Origin of the sequence: Anoxybacillus pushchinoensis (genome assembly GCF_900111795.1) — a bacterium.
In the GTDB taxonomy this organism is placed as follows: Bacteria; Bacillota; Bacilli; order Bacillales; family Anoxybacillaceae; genus Anoxybacillus; species Anoxybacillus pushchinoensis.
The window spans coordinates 14,354-31,170 of record NZ_FOJQ01000031.1; the positions used below are offsets into that span (position 1 = coordinate 14,354).

Consider the following 16,817-nt stretch of genomic DNA (forward strand, 5'->3'; position numbering starts at 1 on the left):
ATACTCGTGTTTTTCATCATTTAATCAAGAAGATGTCTCAACTTTTGCACTTTGACCATTTGTTTTTGAATAGTTTGTCTAAAAATATCCGATATGCGAATATTTTCATCGTGATATTTCAAAAACAGCATACTGGTCATTTGACCAAACGAGCGAAAAGTGGCGCAAACGATTATTTATCACTTGTTGGCGATGAGTAGAAAATATTCTGTCTTCTATACATTCGTTGCATAAAACGACATACTCGACAAACTGCTCTGGTCGTCGAACTGCTAATTCAAAGGTAGAATCATACGGCAACAAATAACGATCAACGTCTTTAGAAGACCAAAGGAACTGATAAAAAATTCGATCATCAATAAGTATCTTTCCACTATTTTGACCCACAACGGTATTCATTTTACTAAAAAATTCTTCATTTTTATTAGCCGCATGGATTGTTTTTTCAATATCTGCATACGATTCATTCCAACTAATGACAAACAAAATGATAAATAATGCAATAGAAATAATTTTAATTTTTTCCCATTTGATATAAGGAATGATTGGAATAAAAAAGGCTAACAAGTATACAACTAAATATATGCCTATTGGTTTCCAATCAAAAAAGACGACTATGACAATAAAATAAATAGGTACAAGCATGTATAGCTGAAATGCTTTTTTTATTCTCCCTTTTATTTTTCCGACAAACAATATAGATAGTGTGTACACAATGGAAAAGAGAACGATCGGTAAAAAACTATTCGCTTGACTGTCACTCAATTGAACGTTGATTAAGCTTTTCTTAACAAATTTCAATAATAGTAGTGCGTCTTCGCTGAAAATCCAATGAATATACATTACACCGATGAGTGACGCAATGAACGGAAAAAATGAAATTAGCAGTAAAGAGAAAAAATATTTCCAATTTTTGATATCAAAAAAAACATATGTATACACTAGTGCGTACATAGGAACAAGTACAACAGATTGATAATCACATAAAAATGTCATCCCGAAAAATATACCGAACAAAAATAAATAGTGAGTAAGCTGATACTCATAAAATTTTAATAAACAATAATTGGAAACGGTCAAAAAAAACAAACAAGTCGACGTATAAGGATCTTGAGTGACAACATATAAAAAAGGATAAGAAAACATGAACGACAAAATAATCGTGATACCTAACGATTTGTGAGCACCAGAATGTGCAACTTGATAAACAAGCATGGTCATAACAAGCGCAGCTACCACGACTGAGATGTTTAGTGTAGATGGTAACAATGAATCAACTAGTAATGGGAATGGAGGAGATCCCTCGCTAATATCTACAAAACGAGGGATCCCATATTTTTCAACCAACATTGTTTTCCAATCGTACAAAAAACGTCTATCTTCCATCATTCCTATATATTTCGTAAAAAAGAAAACACTTTCGTATAGAACAAAATATAAAATAAATACAATCCACGGAAAAAATTTTTTAATCGTAGCCCCCTCCCTTCCAACACGTAGCTCTTGATTGTTTTCATAAAATTTTTGAAACTACCATTCACCACTATACAGATACTTCTTTTTCTTTACTAGATATTTCAATAACATGTTTGTTTGTCAAACCGTGATCTGTTTTTTCCCAGTAAAATGGGTTAGTAAACAGTTGATAAACTCCTTTCCATGTAGCGATTGACAAAAGAATCCAATAAATAGGGTTAGCTAGTGCATAAATCGTTAAATCATAATATTTTCTTTTAAAGACAGAAAGCATGTTTAAATAAATACCTAAGAAATTTCCAACTAACAAATTGAACAAACCAATATATAACGTCCAATTCGAAAAAAAACTATCAAAAAATGTTGTTTTTGAAACAATCCAAAAAAGAAAAATTAGCCACATAAAAGGTGCTACTAACGCGTTAAATACACTGCCACCGATAAACACTTGTAAGGTGAAAAAGCCTTTCCATCCGACCATTTTTAAAAACTTTACTACATTTCGATTATGGACTAAAAAAGTTTGTGCATATCCCTTTTGCCAGCGAGATCGTTGTCTAATCCAGTTTTTAACAGATTTATTCGCTTCTTCATATGTTGTTGAATTCAATACGCCGACTTTATATCCTCTACCGTACGCCCGAATACCTAAATCTGCATCTTCTGTTACATTAAACGGATCCCAGCCACCAAGTTCTCTCAATTTCTCAGTGTCAAAGTGATTCGATGTTCCTCCTAAAGGAATGGGAAGGCTTAATTTACTCAATCCTGTTAGCATATAGTCAAACCAATAAGAGTATTCAAGTGTAAACATTCTAGTTAAAAAGTTTTCGTCTCGATTAAAATAGTTTAACGCTGCTTGAAAACATACAAATTCTTTTGGAAACTTTCTAAATGCTACAATTGCTTTTTTTAATTGATCAGGTTCCGGAATATCTTCTGCATCATAAATTGTCAAGTATTTTCCACGTGCAAAAGCTAATCCATAGTTACAAGCTTTTGGTTTTGTTTTCGGCAAACTGTTAGGAATGGTAATAAAGCGAAAATTAGCAGGTGGCTGAGCTTTCTTTGCTGCTTCCAATGTTTCATAGTCTTCTTCCTCAAGCAACAATAGAATATCCAGTTTTTCTTGAGGATAATCTATTTTTCTTAAACCGTCGATTAATTTTGGGATTACTGCTGGCTCCTTAAAAACTGGTAATAAAATCGTATAGATAGGAAGAGTTTTATCGTCTAATTGTTGTACTTCGTCTTCGCTAACAACTTCTTCCCATTCGTAACGTGCACCGACAGTACTTAATACAAATTTAAATAGAACATTTGTGAGAAAAAAGAGATTCACTAATGCAAATAAAAAGATTAAACATGATTTCCAATCCACATATAACCATAAAACAAATAATGTACAAGCGAGCGAAATAAACATTAACTGGCTTGGAGTAAACACTCGTACAGCTGATTCCTCCGGGTTTCGATAAAACAACCCTGTCACAGATTCTTCTAAAATTTTGTCTTTAAATGTCCATTCCACCATCCAAGTAATATCTAATTCGGAGACCAATTTTTTGTTTATGGTAAAGTTTTTTTTGTCTATCACTTTCGTAATTAATTGATCGACATTATCATCATGTAGGTTTGCTGCTAACACGATTAATTCGTCTCCTTGGAAATACAGAGGGAAAAACAGCAGTCGATTTAAATCATCAGGATGAAATTGCATAGCAATTTGTTTATCCATCTTTTTTATGAAAGTTGATAGAAACTCCCCTGCATAATCTACATTCATTTGTTCGGCAAGTAGGCGATAAAGATCGATTCGTTTTACGTAACCGAGGGAAATAACAATTTGTCCCAACGGACTACCCGTATTTTTTTGATAATTTAACGCATGCTCTAGTTGCTCAGGTGTCAATAATTTTTCTTTGACTAGTAGTTCTCCTAGTCTGCTCATCTTCATCAACCTCTCATTTACTTCCCTACTTACGCTTTCTTCTACTTACAGTTCTAGATAATAAATCTTCATTTTCGACGTTGTCATTATTTACTTTTTTTTTTTAATTGGTTAGGAATTCGAGATAAACGGAAATAGATCAAGACAATAAAACTGACCACCGTAATCCATAAAATTACATAAAAAGGAATTTTGTATTTTTCATAGTAATATGCAAAGTTCCACGTATTTATGTTTTTTAGACTTTGTTTTTTGCCGATTTCGTAACTGACGAATTCTCCTGAATCGAAAAAGGCAACGTTTCCAATCAGTTGACGAATAGCATTTTTTTGAACGAGATATTGGGCAAATTGTTCTGACACAGAAGAGGCACCTAACTGTCCGATTGAAAGGGCTGGTCTTTTATCGTAATAGAATATTTGTAAAATACCGATCGGTTCGTCTTGTTTCACTCGGAAAAGTACCTTCCCATCGTCATGATTCACAACAGACAGTTCTGTTTTCTTACCTTTTATAAATCCAAAGTTTTTGTCTAGTTCGTCAATTGGAATACCAAAAATGTAGTAATCTGCGTTTGTCTCGTCCACTTGACTTTTAGATATAATTTGAATGTTTAAAGGCGATTGGTCAAATTGTTTAATAGAAGCATATAAAGATGATGCTAAGTATAAATATTCTAGATAGTTTTTGTCTTTTGTATTCGGTAAAACCATCGCTCCTTTTCCATTGAATGCACTCGGAATCGACAAAAACGTCAATGGGTTTTCTTCGTCATAAGATAACACTTCAAAAAATGATGAATCGCTAGTTTCCCCCTCAAATAGAACAGCATCTCCTAGACATTGTCCTTCCTTTGGATAATAACTATAAACAATTTGAAAATTATTTTCTCTGTTTAACAAACTAGTTGGTATTTCGATGACAAGCCCGTCGATTGTTCCGTTACCTGAAAGCGGAACGGCTTTAATGAGGGAGTCATTCAAATAAAATTTCAAAAATGCTTTACCTTTTTGCTCATCTAACGGAACGTATGTCCCATTATACACAAACAAAAGTTTTTTAGGTAGCCCACCTAAATCAGAAAGAGTAAATGTGTAGTTTGTAGGCATGTTTCCAATTCCTTGAACTCGTGTGGAATTGTAGCCAAGCATTTTTAAAGAATAAACCTGGCTCGCGTTGTTTGTAGTGCTATTCACTACGTCAGCCTCTTCTATTTTGTTAGCAAAAAGGACATCTCGAAACGTTGAAATGAAACCATCCACTTGTTTTGGTTCTATATAAAGTTCATTTTCCTTCAACATGTTTATTCCTTTATTTTTCTCATCGAGTACAATAATACGACTTCCTTCTGTGTTATTTGGCATAGAGTGAACTGTTGAAATACGTACATCACGATCACTAAATTCTCTTATCAGAAAAGCATATAATTTAACATATGATTCAGATAGAGAAATGGATGGATTAGAAGGGATTACTATGACAACTTGATTAAATATTCCATCTAAAAACTTATTAACTTTTGATTCATGCACATTTTCATTTTTTTTGTAATAAATGCTTGTGCTATTTTTTAGAATAATCCATTGTCCTTTATCAAAAATTCGCTCACATTTATTTTGAGTGTACGGGCGATCTATCATCATCTGTACTTTCATGAAAGTTGAGTTAGGAAGCAATTGCACATCTTTTAAGTTAGCTTTAAACGATATATTTTCACCTTCCCCTTTTATTTCACTCAACCGAATAGATGTATACGGAATATCATTAATCATTAGCGTCATCGTTGCGTCCGTATGAACGGTTTTGGGGATGCGTATGTGCAGGTCTAACAGACCATCTTTAACATTCATTTCTTTAGTTAAGGGTACGAAAAATGAAAAATTAAAATTTGGACCTTGAATAACGATATCTTGTGCGAAGCCAATCTTTTTAAGCGTCACTCTTCCCATTGTCTGTTTGTTATTTTCTGCAAATACGCTTGTAACAATAAAAAGAAGAGATAAACAAAAAACAATGCCGGACAAAACGCTCTTTTTCATTCTTCCACCTCGTTTTCCTTTCCTTCACAAAGTTTTATTGCTTCTTCCCATGAATAACATATTCGAATAATATCTTCTTCAATGAGGGGGCTTCCTATTTGTACTTCAATAAATTGTAAGTCTGTTTGTGCTTTAATTCCATGTCTCATGCCGACTGGAATTTCCACAACACTTCCGGCTCGTACTAAACTTCTTTGCTCATTTAAAATAAGCTCTCCTTCACCAGAAATGATTGTCCAGACTTCACTACGATTCTCGTGTTTTTGATAACTAATGTTCTTTCCAGTATCAAGATGGATACGTTTCGTTAAAACTTCTTGACCATCATCCATTTTTACGAAGTCTAACACTCGATACGTTCCCCATCTTCGTTCCTCATACATGGGACGTTGATCTAAGTTGGAGATTGCTTTTTTCAAAGATCGGCTTGCTTCTTTATTTGCCACTAAAATTCCTTGAGGACTTGCTGCGACGATACAATTTGAAATACCGAGAACAACCATGGGAATATTTAATTGATTAATAACGTGTGTATTGTGACATTCGAGACTTGTAATGCCATGTCCTATTTTCTTCTCTTTTATTTCTTCTGTCAACGTATCCCAAGTGCCTAGATCTTTCCAATAACCATTGTAAGGAAAAACGAAGACACTTGCTTCTTTTTCAACAACCTCATAATCAAAACTTATTTTTGGAAGTTGTTGATATCGCTGTAAAAACAAATCATAATTTGTTGGTATATTCATTTTCGTTAATAGCGAAATCATATATTTTAGTTCAAAAGCGAACACACCACAATTCCACAAAGCTCCCTGTTGAATGAGTTTGTTTGCGTATTGAGCTTCCGGTTTCTCCACGAATTTACAAACACTCGGGTAAGTTTCTTTATCGTTTTGATTTGGAACAATATACCCATACTGTTCAGAAGGATAGGTAGGGCGTACACCAATCAATCCTAGCGCTTTTTTCTGACGAACGGCTCGTTCTAAAGTTTTTAGCTGCTCGAAAAATCGATTTTCAACAAATAGATCAATAGGCAATACAACGATTACTTCATCTTCTCTTATTTGATTAACATGATATAAGTAAACGGAAGCTAAAGAAATAGCTGGAAAAGTATCCTGTTGGTACGGTTCTTCAATGACGTTAACACATTCATCGAGCTGGCGATGAATGATTTCTATTTGCGCTTTATTTGCGACAATGAAAGAATCTTGGGACAATCCAGCAAGTTTGATCTGCTTCCACGTTCTCTGCAGCATAGACTGAAACTGTCCACCTTCACCACTAATTACTTGCAAAAACTGTTTAGAATGCGCTTCGTTAGAAATGGGCCATAACCGCTTTCCAACTCCTCCCGAAAGAATGACAAGCTTCATATTTTTCTCCTTCCTATTAACTAAGGTACTGTCAAAAGTTTTAAAGACGCACCCCGATTTTTTGTTGATTTTACAGGTGTGTTGATTAACCAATAATATCCATAAAAAACATAGAAAAAAGCGCACCTTTCCTGTAGAATGTAAGTAACAACACAAACAAACCTAGGAGGTGCTCTCTATGCACAAGCATACCACACTCCCAAATTTGATGCAAGAAATTGTTTCTGATGAAGATCTCCAGTCGATTACCGAAGCCGTTGGCTACCATGACACTTCACGGACGTTTACGGTGCGCACGTTGGTTGATTTTTTTCTGCTGGCGGCACTTCACGAATGGAAAAGTTTCCGTCATGGTGCCGATGTGGCGAAAATGTACGGATTGCCGACGTTTCATTACTCGACGGTTTCTAAGAAAGCGAAAGAAGTTCCGTACGAGGTGATGAAGCGCTTATTTGCTTTGGTTGTTTCTAAGTGCAATCACCAAACCCGCCGTTCGCTTCGCTTTCCAAAAGCATTGCGTATAGTAGACTCCACGACCGTCACCGTGGGGAAAAACCGCCTGACATGGGCACCCTATCATGGGGAACGATCCGGAGTGAAAATGCACGTCGCGTATTCCCCTGAGCAACAAATGCCGAGCGACATCGTAGAAACCGTAGGGTTGCGCCACGATGGACCGGTGGGAGAGCGGCTCACAGACGTACAAACGGTTCTTGTCGAAGATCGAGCGTACTTTAAAATTGAACGCCTCGATCGGTTTGTCGAACAGAAGCAACCGTTTGTGATTCGGATGAAAGACAATGTCGAGATCCATCAAAAAAAGAGCCTAAAGCGCCTTTCTTCCTCCTCTTCTTCTATTGTGGCGGATTTTACTTGCCAGTTAGGAACGAAACAATGTCGTTCCAAAAAGCGCCATCGCGTCGTGATCTTTCAGGATGCGAACGGGCATGAAATTCGTGTGGTCACGAACGTCTTAGAGGCATCGGCGGAAAAGATTGCCGAGATGTATCAAGAACGTTGGACAGTGGAAGTGTTTTTCCGATGGATCAAGCAATATCTAAACGTTCCGACCTTATTTGGCACCAACGAGCATGCGGTATACAACCAACTTTTTGCGGCATTTATCGCTTATGTGTTACTGAGATGGCTATATCATCGAACGGAAAAACGGACAACCTCGTCCCTTACCTTTCTTTCGTTTGTCCGTCGTTTTTTTCTCTGGGCAACTTCCTCTCGAATGGAAATCCGAGATGGCAGCTGTCTTATTTGAGTATGCCCGAATATATGGGAGGAGTATGCCTAATTTTGGATAATCAACAGCCGTGACTCGTCAACGTTTTTCATATATTCATATACGTGCGGATGTTGAAAAAGCGCAAACATGTTCAATAGTTGGCGCTTTTCCATCGTCGTCACACGTTTTTGTTCATACATGTTTTCTAATTCGGGCAAAAAGGAGCGAAGCCCAAAATCTTCAATGTAAAAGAGGGCGTTCATTCGTCTGCCGAGTCGGCGATGATACAATTGCTTATGCAAATAGTCAGCAAAATACGTTTCAGCTAACGATGTCACGCGCGCCTTCACACCGTTGGCGAGCACGCGGATAAAATGGTCGAGCAATTCGATCATCGCGACATATTGCGCAGACGAAGATGGAGCGGGCACTTGTTCATCTCCGTACGCTACATAACGAAGTAATATTGGTTCGTACAATCGTTTGTACGTCTCTACTTCTTTTTTCCAACGCGCGTCTTTTCTTTTTTGCACAATTAAATAAAGGAAGATCGTTAGCAAAATGATCCATAATGTCACGACGATCAAACTAAATAACATAAGTGGATTCGACATCGTTAATTCATCCTTTTTAACATATGACGTATTCTTGCTTCAAGCTCAAGCAATTTAAACGGTTTCGTCATATAGTCATCCGCTCCTAGTTCGAGCGCGCGCGCAATGTCGCTTTCGCTTTTTCGCGCGGTTAACATAATAATTTTGTAGCGCGATGCATCTTTTTTGTTGCGCAATTGTTGGAGCACTTCTAGCCCGTCTAATTTCGGCATGACGCCATCTAAAATGACGAGACACGGCTCTTTTCCTTCATGCCAATCGGATGATATAAATTCCTCTCCATCTTTAAACGTACGCAACTCGAGCGCCACTCGTTCTTTAGCGAACATTTTTTGTACGACATCTGTTACAATGGCACGCACGATCGCATCATCATCGACAATTGCCACTTTTACCGTGCGACGATACGACGTTTCTTGTTGTTTCGCTAAAACGACGCAGTTTCTTCCTGTATTTTTCGCCTCGTACAACGCAGAGTCTGCCAATTCGATCCAATATCCGATCGGTTTAGACGGGTCGTTCACTTCAGCAATGCCGGTCGAAAACGTGCAAAAAAACGTCGTTTCACCGCTTTGAAACGGAATGCGTTCAAACTGTTCGCGCAGACGATCAAACACAAGAAACGCCTCTGTCGCTTCCGTCGCCGGCAATAACACGACAAATTCTTCCCCGCCGAAACGAATGACAATGTCACGCGCGCGAACGTTCGTTTTTAAAAATTGCGCAAATTGCTTTAAAACGACGTCGCCAATTAAATGCCCATATTGGTCGTTTACTCGTTTAAAATGATCAATATCGAGCACCGCTAAACAAAATGGTTCATGCGTACGATGCCAGTCGCTTTTTAACTGTTCATACGCTTGTTTTAAATATTTTCGATTATAGACGTGCGTCAATTCATCTAATAAAAGCAGTTCATCAATGAGCTTTTTCCGTTCGAGCTGGCGGCGAATGCGCACGATAAATTCGTCGATCGCAAACGGCTTTGGAATAAAATCGTCCGCGCCCATTTGATAACTTTTCATGCGCGTCTCTTTTCGGTCGTCAATGCTCACCATAATCATCGGCACGAATTGTTGTTTTAGTTTTTCTTTTAAAAACGCTAATACTTCAAAGCCGGTTTTCGTTTGCATATGAATGCCGATGACGACGCAATCCGGGTGGACGTCATAAAAAGAAGCGACCGCTTTGATCGGATCAGCGATGGCGACGACATACCATCCGCTTTGTTCGAGCTGTTCTTTGACGTACATTAAAAACGACGGGTCATCATCAATGAGTAAAACGGTCGGTTCGTCCCCTTTTTTCGCCCCTTGTTCATTTGATGCCACGTCTCCAATTTGATGTTCGTAACAAAGTTGAAAAAGCGGAGCGAGCCGCTCTTTCACTTCTTTTGCTTTCCATTTTTTTTGTTCATCTTCACCCCATTGTTCCATCAGCTTTCGGGCATAGTTGCCGATATCGTCCATGCCGATCATCGCCGCTGTACCGGCAATGGAATGAAGAAGACGATAGACGTCTTGATGGGCGATTTCTTCAACCGTTTCCCATTCTTCTAACCGTTTGCGAATATTTTTCAAAAAGTGTTGTCGATATTTGTCGTAACGACCCATAACAATCCCCTACTGTTTTATAAAATGTATTGATCGATCACTTGAACGAGTTCAGCAATTTCTGGTTTACTCACTTGCGCTGTCGCACCGACACGCTCTCCTTTATGACGAAGGTCATCTGTAATGAGCGAAGAGAAAATGACGACAGGTAAATGTTTTAGTTTGTCATGTTCGCGAATGCGTTTCGTTAAATGATGACCGTCCATTTGCGGCATTTCAATATCGGTAATAACGAGCTGCACTTCGCTTTCAACTGGCTTTCCTTTTTCAACGATCGATTGTAAATAGTTTAACGCATCTTCCCCATTTTCAAAAAACTCAACGTACACATAGCCCGCTTCAGCAAGCGTATCGTGAAGCAGTTTGCGCAAAAGCGGAGAATCTTCAGCGACGATTAACTTTTTATTCGAGCGGTCGCGTTGACCTAGTTTTTTCACGCGGTCGACGTGAATGCCTGATTGCGGATTAATGTCGACAAAGATTTTTTCAAAGTCGAGCAGTAAAATCATATTTCCGTTTAATTTCACTACACCGATAATTTGGCCTTCCAATCCTTGATACATTTGCGACGGTTTTTCGATTTGCTTCCATGATATGCGGTGAATTTGTGTAACGTTATGGACGTGAAACACAACTTTTTGTTGATTAAACTCCGCGACAATATATTTATCTTGCGCTGGATTGTTCGATGGCCCAAAGCCGAGCGCTTTTGCTAAATCGATGAGCGGAAGCACCTCGCCGCGCAATTCAATAATGCCTTCAATATACGGATGAGCATGCGGCACTTTTGTCGGTGCGATCGGCTGAATAATTTCTTTCACTTTAATGACGTTAATGGCAAATCGATTGTCGCCAATTAAAAATTCGACAATTTCTAGTTCATTCGTCCCGCTTTCTAATAAAATTCCTTTTTTATTTTCCATAAAGCATCCTCCGTTACGACATCGTTTGCCGTTATTTTATCATATTTCGCGTACGCAACGACAAACATTTTAGTATAGGTATTCACTTATTTTTCGATTGGCGACGTTTGTGTCGATGGCGCAACGGTCAGCATCGCGCCCGTATTGCCACATCCAAACGTTTGCGCGACAGTTCGGGACGTTTGGACGAAACGTTGGCGCTTTTGTTGCTGAATCAACACCCCACATGCATCATTCCTCTTTTTTTACACTTCCTTCCATAATGTATGCGAAAATGTATGTGAATGATACATATCTAAATAAAATTGTGAACCTATATAAATATTACTTTATTCCTAGGTAAAAACCACTATAATAAAAATATTATAGAGACAGTGGGGGATTTTCCATGAAAAGAGAGAGACAAAAAAAGCAAACGAGAATATTACTGCAACAAACAGCACTTCGATTGTTTCAAAAACAAGGATATGACGAAACGACCGTCTTGCAAATTACAAATGAAGCGGGCGTCGCAAAAGGAACGTTTTTTAATTATTTTCGAACGAAAGAAGAAGTGTTACAAAGCGTATTTTTTTCACGTATAGAGAGCATATGTCAAAAAACGATGAACAGCAACAACGATTGGCACAAAAAAATCGATTCCATATTTGATGAGTTAGCGACGATGCACGAACAGCTCGGACGGGAAGTAGCAAAAGCGGTGCTCCACATTCATACCCGAAAAATGAAAGAGGCGGGTTGGCTCGCTCCATTGCATGACGTATTGACGCGCTTATTCGAGGAAGGAAAACGGTGCGGGCATGTGCGGACGAAACAATCCGCTTCGACGCTTGCGCATATCGCGATGCAATTGTACGTCGGTGCGCTACATTTATGGATGTTTTCATATGTGACCGATCCGCTCGCTACGTTTATGACGAATGCGTGGAACATGTTTGTCCATTACATAGAAAAAGAAGGGGACTAATCCCCTTCGTAACATAAGAAGAAGGACGACTACACTCGTTTTTATTTTCAGAAAAAATAAACATATTGACAGCTTTATGAACATGATAGACGTGGACAAATATGGCGCGTTACAATGATTGTGAAAAAAAACACGAAAAGAGAAGGTGTCAACATGAAAGGGTTAGCCATTCTTTTTGAAGAAAATCATACGGTCACGATTTTAGAAGATGTAGAAAAAGAACAACTTGAAGAAGTGGTAGACGAAGAAACAGAAGCAGTTCTTTGGCACGGTGAAGAAATCGACTGGGACTACGGTTATTAATACAAGAAAAGCGAAAAGCGCCTGCCTATCGTTTAAAAAGCTGGCATTCGTCAGCTTTTATTTTTTTGCCTTTATTTTTCGGAATTTTATTTACAATTTACAAAAAACTCTTTATAATGTAGAAAAGGGAGGAGATTATTCTTCTCGCTAAGGGGGAATGAAACATGTATGAAAAATACAATGACATGGCACTCATATCTCAACCGTATGATCTCACAGATTACAAACAAGCGGCACAGTTTGTGATCGAACAGGCGTTGTTTCGATTTGAAAGAGATCGATTGATGCGCGACATCGATCAGTCGCTTGAGCAGCGGGATGAAGCGTTGTTTCTTACCCTCTCAGCCCAATACAATGAGCTTCTTCAACGCTATCGTCACTTGGAGAGTTTGGCATGATCGACTGTGAAACGACAGAACAGCACATAAGGTGAACGTTTTCAGCAAAACACATTGCGAAACGTTCACCTTTTATTGTTTAATAAAGAAAAAACGAAGAGGTGAACGATCAAGATGCTTCCAATGAATGAACGTGTACGCCATATTCAACTATCTGGCATTCGGCAATTTTTTAATCTCGTTGCGAACGAGAAAGATATGATTTCATTAACGATCGGTCAGCCCGACTTTCCGACCCCTGATCATATTAAAGAAGCGACGAAGCGCGCGCTCGATGAACACTTTACATCTTACACGCATAACGCCGGATATTTACCGTTGCGTGAAGCTGCTTGTCGCTTTGTGAAAACGAAATATGGACTGCGCTATACGACCGATGAAGTGATCGTCACCGTCGGGGCAAGCCAAGCGCTTGATATTGCCTTTCGCACCATTTTAACAGAAGGATCAGAAGTCATTCTCCCGGCTCCTGTTTATCCGGGATATGAGCCGATTATTCGTTTATGCGGGGCAACACCTGTACATGTCGATACGAGAAAAACTGGCTTTAAACTGTTAGCCGAGCACATCGAACCGTTCATCAATGAACGGACGCGGTGCATCGTATTGCCGTATCCGTCCAATCCGACAGGAATGACGTTAACGAGCGATGAACTGAAACAAATCGCTGCACTTGTAAAAGGCAAACCGATTTGGGTCATTTCCGATGAAATTTATAGCGAACTTGTGTTTACAGGGAAACACGAGTCGATTGCGACATGGCTTCCTGATCAGACGATCGTCATTAACGGCGTCAGCAAATCGCATGCGATGACCGGATTTCGCATCGGGTTTTTATTTGCGCGACAATGGATCGTGGAACATATGTTGAAAGTGCACCAATATAACGTGTCATGCGCCACATCCATTGCGCAAAAAGCAGCGTTAGAAGCGTTAACGGTCGGAATAAACGATGCGAACGATATGAAAAAGCAATACGCGGAACGAATGACATATGTATATGATCGCCTTCGTGCCATGGACTTTGACGTCCAAAAACCGAACGGAGCGTTTTACATTTTTCCTTCCATTGCACAGTTTCATCAATCATCTTTTGACTTTGCATTACAGCTAGCGAAAGAAGCGAAAGTCGCGGTCGTGCCTGGAAGTGCGTTTTCGACATATGGCGAAGGATACGTTCGCATCTCATACGCTTGTTCAATGGAAGAGCTAGAAAAAGGGTTGGATCGCATGGAATCGTACATAAAAAAAGGTGCTCGTTAACAGCACCTTTTTACCATTCTTTATACCATTTGTATAACACTTGTGTGCCGCTAAGCTCCTCGCCGCGCGCCGCAAGCGCTTCATACAGTTGTTTCGCAAGCTTTAAGCCCGGAAGCGACAACCCGAGCGCTTCTGCTTCCGCAAGGGCAATGCCCATATCTTTAATAAAATGTTTCACGTAAAAGCCGGGGGCAAAATCGCCAGCGAGCATGCGCGGAGCAAGATGAGACAGCGACCAGCTCGATGCGGCACCTTGCGAAATGCTTTGCAGTACGCGTTCTGGATCTAATCCTGCTTTTTCAGCATAAACGAGCGCTTCACATACGCCGATCATATTCGTCGCGATCGCAATTTGATTGCACATTTTCGTATGTTGCCCTGCCCCTGCTTTCCCTTGCCAAACGATATTTTTTCCTACGTGCGAAAATAACGGCATACACGCAGAAAAAGCTTCCATATCCCCACCGACCATAATTGATAGCGTGCCATTGCGCGCGCCGATATCGCCGCCTGACACAGGCGCATCGAGCGCATATATGCCTTTTTCTTTTGCCGCTTCGTAAATGCGAATCGCAAGCGAAGGTTTTGACGTCGTAAAATCAATGACGTACGCTCCGCGCTTCGCATGTTTTAAAATGCCGTCATCGCCAAAGTATACGTGTTCCACATCTTGCGGTTCACCGACCATCGTCATAACGACATCCGCCGCTTCGGCAACGTCTTTTACCGTTTCTTTCCACACGGCACCTTCTGCTAGTAAATCTTCTGCTTTTTCTTTTGTGCGCGTATATACGACGAGCGAATAGCCTGCCCGAAGCAAGTTTCTTGCCATGCTTTTCCCCATCACGCCAAGTCCGATAAACCCGATCGTTTGCATCGTTCTCTCCTCATTCTAAATCGCTTTGACCATGCCGCCATCGACTAAAAGCGATTGTCCGGTCATGTACGTATTTTCATCTGATAATAAAAAGGCGACGACGTTCGCAAATTCTTCTGGCGTGCCGTAACGTCCGAGTGGAATGGTCGCTTTCACGCGCGCTTCCATTTCTTCTTTGCTAATGCCGAGTTTTTTTGCATGTTGTTCATCTAAATAGGCGACGCGTTCCGTTGCGATGCGTCCAGGAGCAACTGTATTGATTAAAATGCCGTACGGGGCAAGCTCTTGCGCGAGCGTTTTTGTCAATCCGACAATGCCAAGCCGAAACGTATTCGATAAAAGCAACCCTGGAATCGGCTCTTTAATGGACGATGAAGCAATGTTAATAATTTTTCCTTTCGTCTTTTTTAAATGCGGCAACGCAGCGCGAATGAGCCGGACATAGCTGAGTAAATTCAACTCAAACGCGTGTTGCCAATCCGCATCTGTTAAAGTCGCGAGCGTTCCCGTCGGGGGACCGCCGGCGTTATTCACTAATAGATGAATGTCGCCAAATGTTTCTACTGTTTTTTCGACTAATTGCTCGATCATTGCGTTGTCCGTCACGTCTGTTACCGTATATGCTGCTTTTCCTTTTCCGAGCGCATTGAGCTGTTCGGTAACATCGTGTAGCTTTCGTTCGTCACGGCTAGCAAGCATGACGTTTACACCTTGCGAAACAAGTTTTGTCGCAATCGCTTTCCCAAGCCCTTGGCTTGATGCAGCAACAATCGCTGTTTTCATTTCATCGCCTCCCTTCGATGTGTACATTCGCTAACGACGACGCGATTCCTTCCTGTTCGTTTGCTTTTTAAACTAGTTAATTTCATCGTTAATGACCGAAACAAAGCGGTTCCCCTTCAGCTATGTCGATTGTTGTTGAAAAATTAACAAAGTCGCAGTTTCATCGTCTTTGGCGAGGAGACCCCCACTTCAACGACCAAAGGGAGTAAGTGGGGGAGGAATCGCTTTTTTGTTATAAAAGGTTTACGATATGGTTCTGTTTTTTCATCCAATCGTAAAAATATATTAAAAATTTTGATAAAATATATTTGAGATCCCACTTCTTTCGTGATTATCTTTACATCTTATTGCATGGTTCTCTTATGAACATGTATAGTAAAAGAGAAAGCGAGGTGGACAACGATCATGATGGCGAATCGAGTGGAAAGACATATGATTTTCGCCACTCATCCGTATTATCCGATGATCGATGAGTATTGTTTTCGGTCAAAAAATTTGTACAACTTCGCCAACTATCAAGTGAGGCAAACGTTTTTCCAACACGGCACGTATCTTTCTTACAACAAGCTAGACAAGCTGCTGAAAACAGAAGGGATGGATACAGACTATCGAGCGATGCCAATGGCTCAATGTGCTCAACAAACGTTAAGAATGTTGCATCAAAATTGGCAATCATTTTTTAAGTCGATGAAAGATTGGGCAAAAAACAAAGACAAATATACAGGCAGACCGAAACCGCCCAAATATCTCAAAAAAGACGGACGATATGTACTTGTGCTAACGAATCAATCATGCAAAGTCGTCGATGAACAAATCACGTTTCCTGCCTGTTTTCAAGGGTTTCGGTTAAAGACAAACATGAAAGGGAAGCTACAACAAGTCCGATTCGTTCCGAAACACCGCCATATCATCGTCGAAGTCGTTTACAAAATCCCTATTCCAACACAAAAACAAGATAACAACAGATATATCAGTATTGATTTGGGATTAGATAACT

General features: G+C 39.7%; 15 protein-coding genes and 1 pseudogene. 6 read left to right on the forward strand and 10 right to left on the reverse strand.

Features of this window, described 5'->3' with window-relative positions; translation table 11 throughout:
- Positions 1-105 precede the first annotated feature (105 nt).
- From BM213_RS09320 to BM213_RS09335, 4 genes are all read right to left on the reverse strand, one after another.
- Positions 106-1,350, reverse strand: a complete 1,245-nt coding sequence (locus BM213_RS09320; RefSeq protein WP_167357397.1) for a glycosyltransferase family protein — start codon at positions 1,348-1,350, stop codon at positions 106-108.
- 193 nt (positions 1,351-1,543) lie between these two features.
- Positions 1,544-3,427, reverse strand: coding sequence for a glycosyltransferase family 2 protein (locus tag BM213_RS09325; RefSeq protein ID WP_208601898.1), 1,884 nt, complete (start codon positions 3,425-3,427; stop codon positions 1,544-1,546).
- Positions 3,428-3,513: 86 nt separating this feature from the next.
- The gene (locus BM213_RS09330; RefSeq protein WP_091703377.1) at positions 3,514-5,466 is read right to left on the reverse strand and encodes a cellulose biosynthesis cyclic di-GMP-binding regulatory protein BcsB; all 1,953 of its coding nucleotides are present in this window, start codon (positions 5,464-5,466) and stop codon (positions 3,514-3,516) included.
- Positions 5,463-6,845 carry a sugar phosphate nucleotidyltransferase gene (locus BM213_RS09335; protein WP_091703379.1) on the reverse strand — a complete coding sequence of 461 codons (1,383 nt, stop codon included), beginning with the start codon at positions 6,843-6,845 and terminating at the stop codon, positions 5,463-5,465. The genes BM213_RS09330 and BM213_RS09335 overlap by 4 nt, the downstream gene beginning before the upstream one ends.
- Before the next feature lie 178 nt (positions 6,846-7,023).
- Between BM213_RS09335 and BM213_RS09340 the strand changes: the two are divergent.
- Positions 7,024-8,158: pseudogene (locus BM213_RS09340) on the forward strand (IS4 family transposase).
- Here BM213_RS09340 and BM213_RS09345 read toward each other — a convergent pair.
- From BM213_RS09345 to BM213_RS14685, 4 genes are all read right to left on the reverse strand, one after another.
- A complete protein-coding gene (locus tag BM213_RS09345) occupies positions 8,145-8,693 on the reverse strand; it encodes a hypothetical protein (RefSeq protein ID WP_244149239.1) in 549 nt (182 codons plus the stop codon). The pseudogene BM213_RS09340 and the gene BM213_RS09345 sit on opposite strands and share 14 nt — an antisense overlap.
- Before the next feature lie 2 nt (positions 8,694-8,695).
- Positions 8,696-10,306, reverse strand: a complete 1,611-nt coding sequence (locus BM213_RS09350) for a diguanylate cyclase (protein ID WP_091703383.1) — start codon at positions 10,304-10,306, stop codon at positions 8,696-8,698.
- 17 nt (positions 10,307-10,323) lie between these two features.
- The gene (locus BM213_RS09355) at positions 10,324-11,229 is read right to left on the reverse strand and encodes a chemotaxis protein (RefSeq protein WP_091703386.1); all 906 of its coding nucleotides are present in this window, start codon (positions 11,227-11,229) and stop codon (positions 10,324-10,326) included.
- A gap of 69 nt (positions 11,230-11,298) precedes the next feature.
- Entirely contained in the window at positions 11,299-11,457 is a 159-nt protein-coding gene (locus BM213_RS14685) for a hypothetical protein (protein WP_167357395.1), read from the reverse strand.
- 160 nt (positions 11,458-11,617) lie between these two features.
- Here BM213_RS14685 and BM213_RS09360 point away from each other — a divergent pair, with 160 nt between their 5' ends.
- The 4 genes from BM213_RS09360 to BM213_RS09375 all read left to right on the forward strand — a co-directional run bounded on the left by BM213_RS09360 (position 11,618) and on the right by BM213_RS09375 (position 14,160).
- The gene (locus tag BM213_RS09360; RefSeq protein WP_091703390.1) at positions 11,618-12,196 is read left to right on the forward strand and encodes a TetR/AcrR family transcriptional regulator; all 579 of its coding nucleotides are present in this window, start codon (positions 11,618-11,620) and stop codon (positions 12,194-12,196) included.
- A 153-nt stretch (positions 12,197-12,349) separates the two neighbouring features.
- Positions 12,350-12,499 carry a hypothetical protein gene (locus tag BM213_RS09365; protein ID WP_164875838.1) on the forward strand — a complete coding sequence of 50 codons (150 nt, stop codon included), beginning with the start codon at positions 12,350-12,352 and terminating at the stop codon, positions 12,497-12,499.
- 164 nt (positions 12,500-12,663) lie between these two features.
- Complete coding sequence (locus tag BM213_RS09370; protein WP_004891362.1) at positions 12,664-12,897, forward strand: IDEAL domain-containing protein; 234 nt, start codon at positions 12,664-12,666, stop codon at positions 12,895-12,897.
- A gap of 114 nt (positions 12,898-13,011) precedes the next feature.
- Positions 13,012-14,160, forward strand: a complete 1,149-nt coding sequence (locus BM213_RS09375) for an aminotransferase A (protein ID WP_091703393.1) — start codon at positions 13,012-13,014, stop codon at positions 14,158-14,160.
- 10 nt (positions 14,161-14,170) lie between these two features.
- Here BM213_RS09375 and BM213_RS09380 read toward each other — a convergent pair whose 3' ends face one another.
- The gene (locus BM213_RS09380; RefSeq protein WP_091703396.1) at positions 14,171-15,037 is read right to left on the reverse strand and encodes an NAD(P)-dependent oxidoreductase; all 867 of its coding nucleotides are present in this window, start codon (positions 15,035-15,037) and stop codon (positions 14,171-14,173) included.
- 15 nt (positions 15,038-15,052) lie between these two features.
- Complete coding sequence (locus tag BM213_RS09385; protein WP_091703399.1) at positions 15,053-15,820, reverse strand: SDR family oxidoreductase; 768 nt, start codon at positions 15,818-15,820, stop codon at positions 15,053-15,055.
- Between the two features lie 405 nt (positions 15,821-16,225).
- Here BM213_RS09385 and BM213_RS09390 point away from each other — a divergent pair.
- Positions 16,226-16,817, forward strand: a 592-nt coding sequence (locus tag BM213_RS09390) for an RNA-guided endonuclease InsQ/TnpB family protein (RefSeq protein WP_143091189.1), incomplete at its 3' end; no start/stop codon positions are given.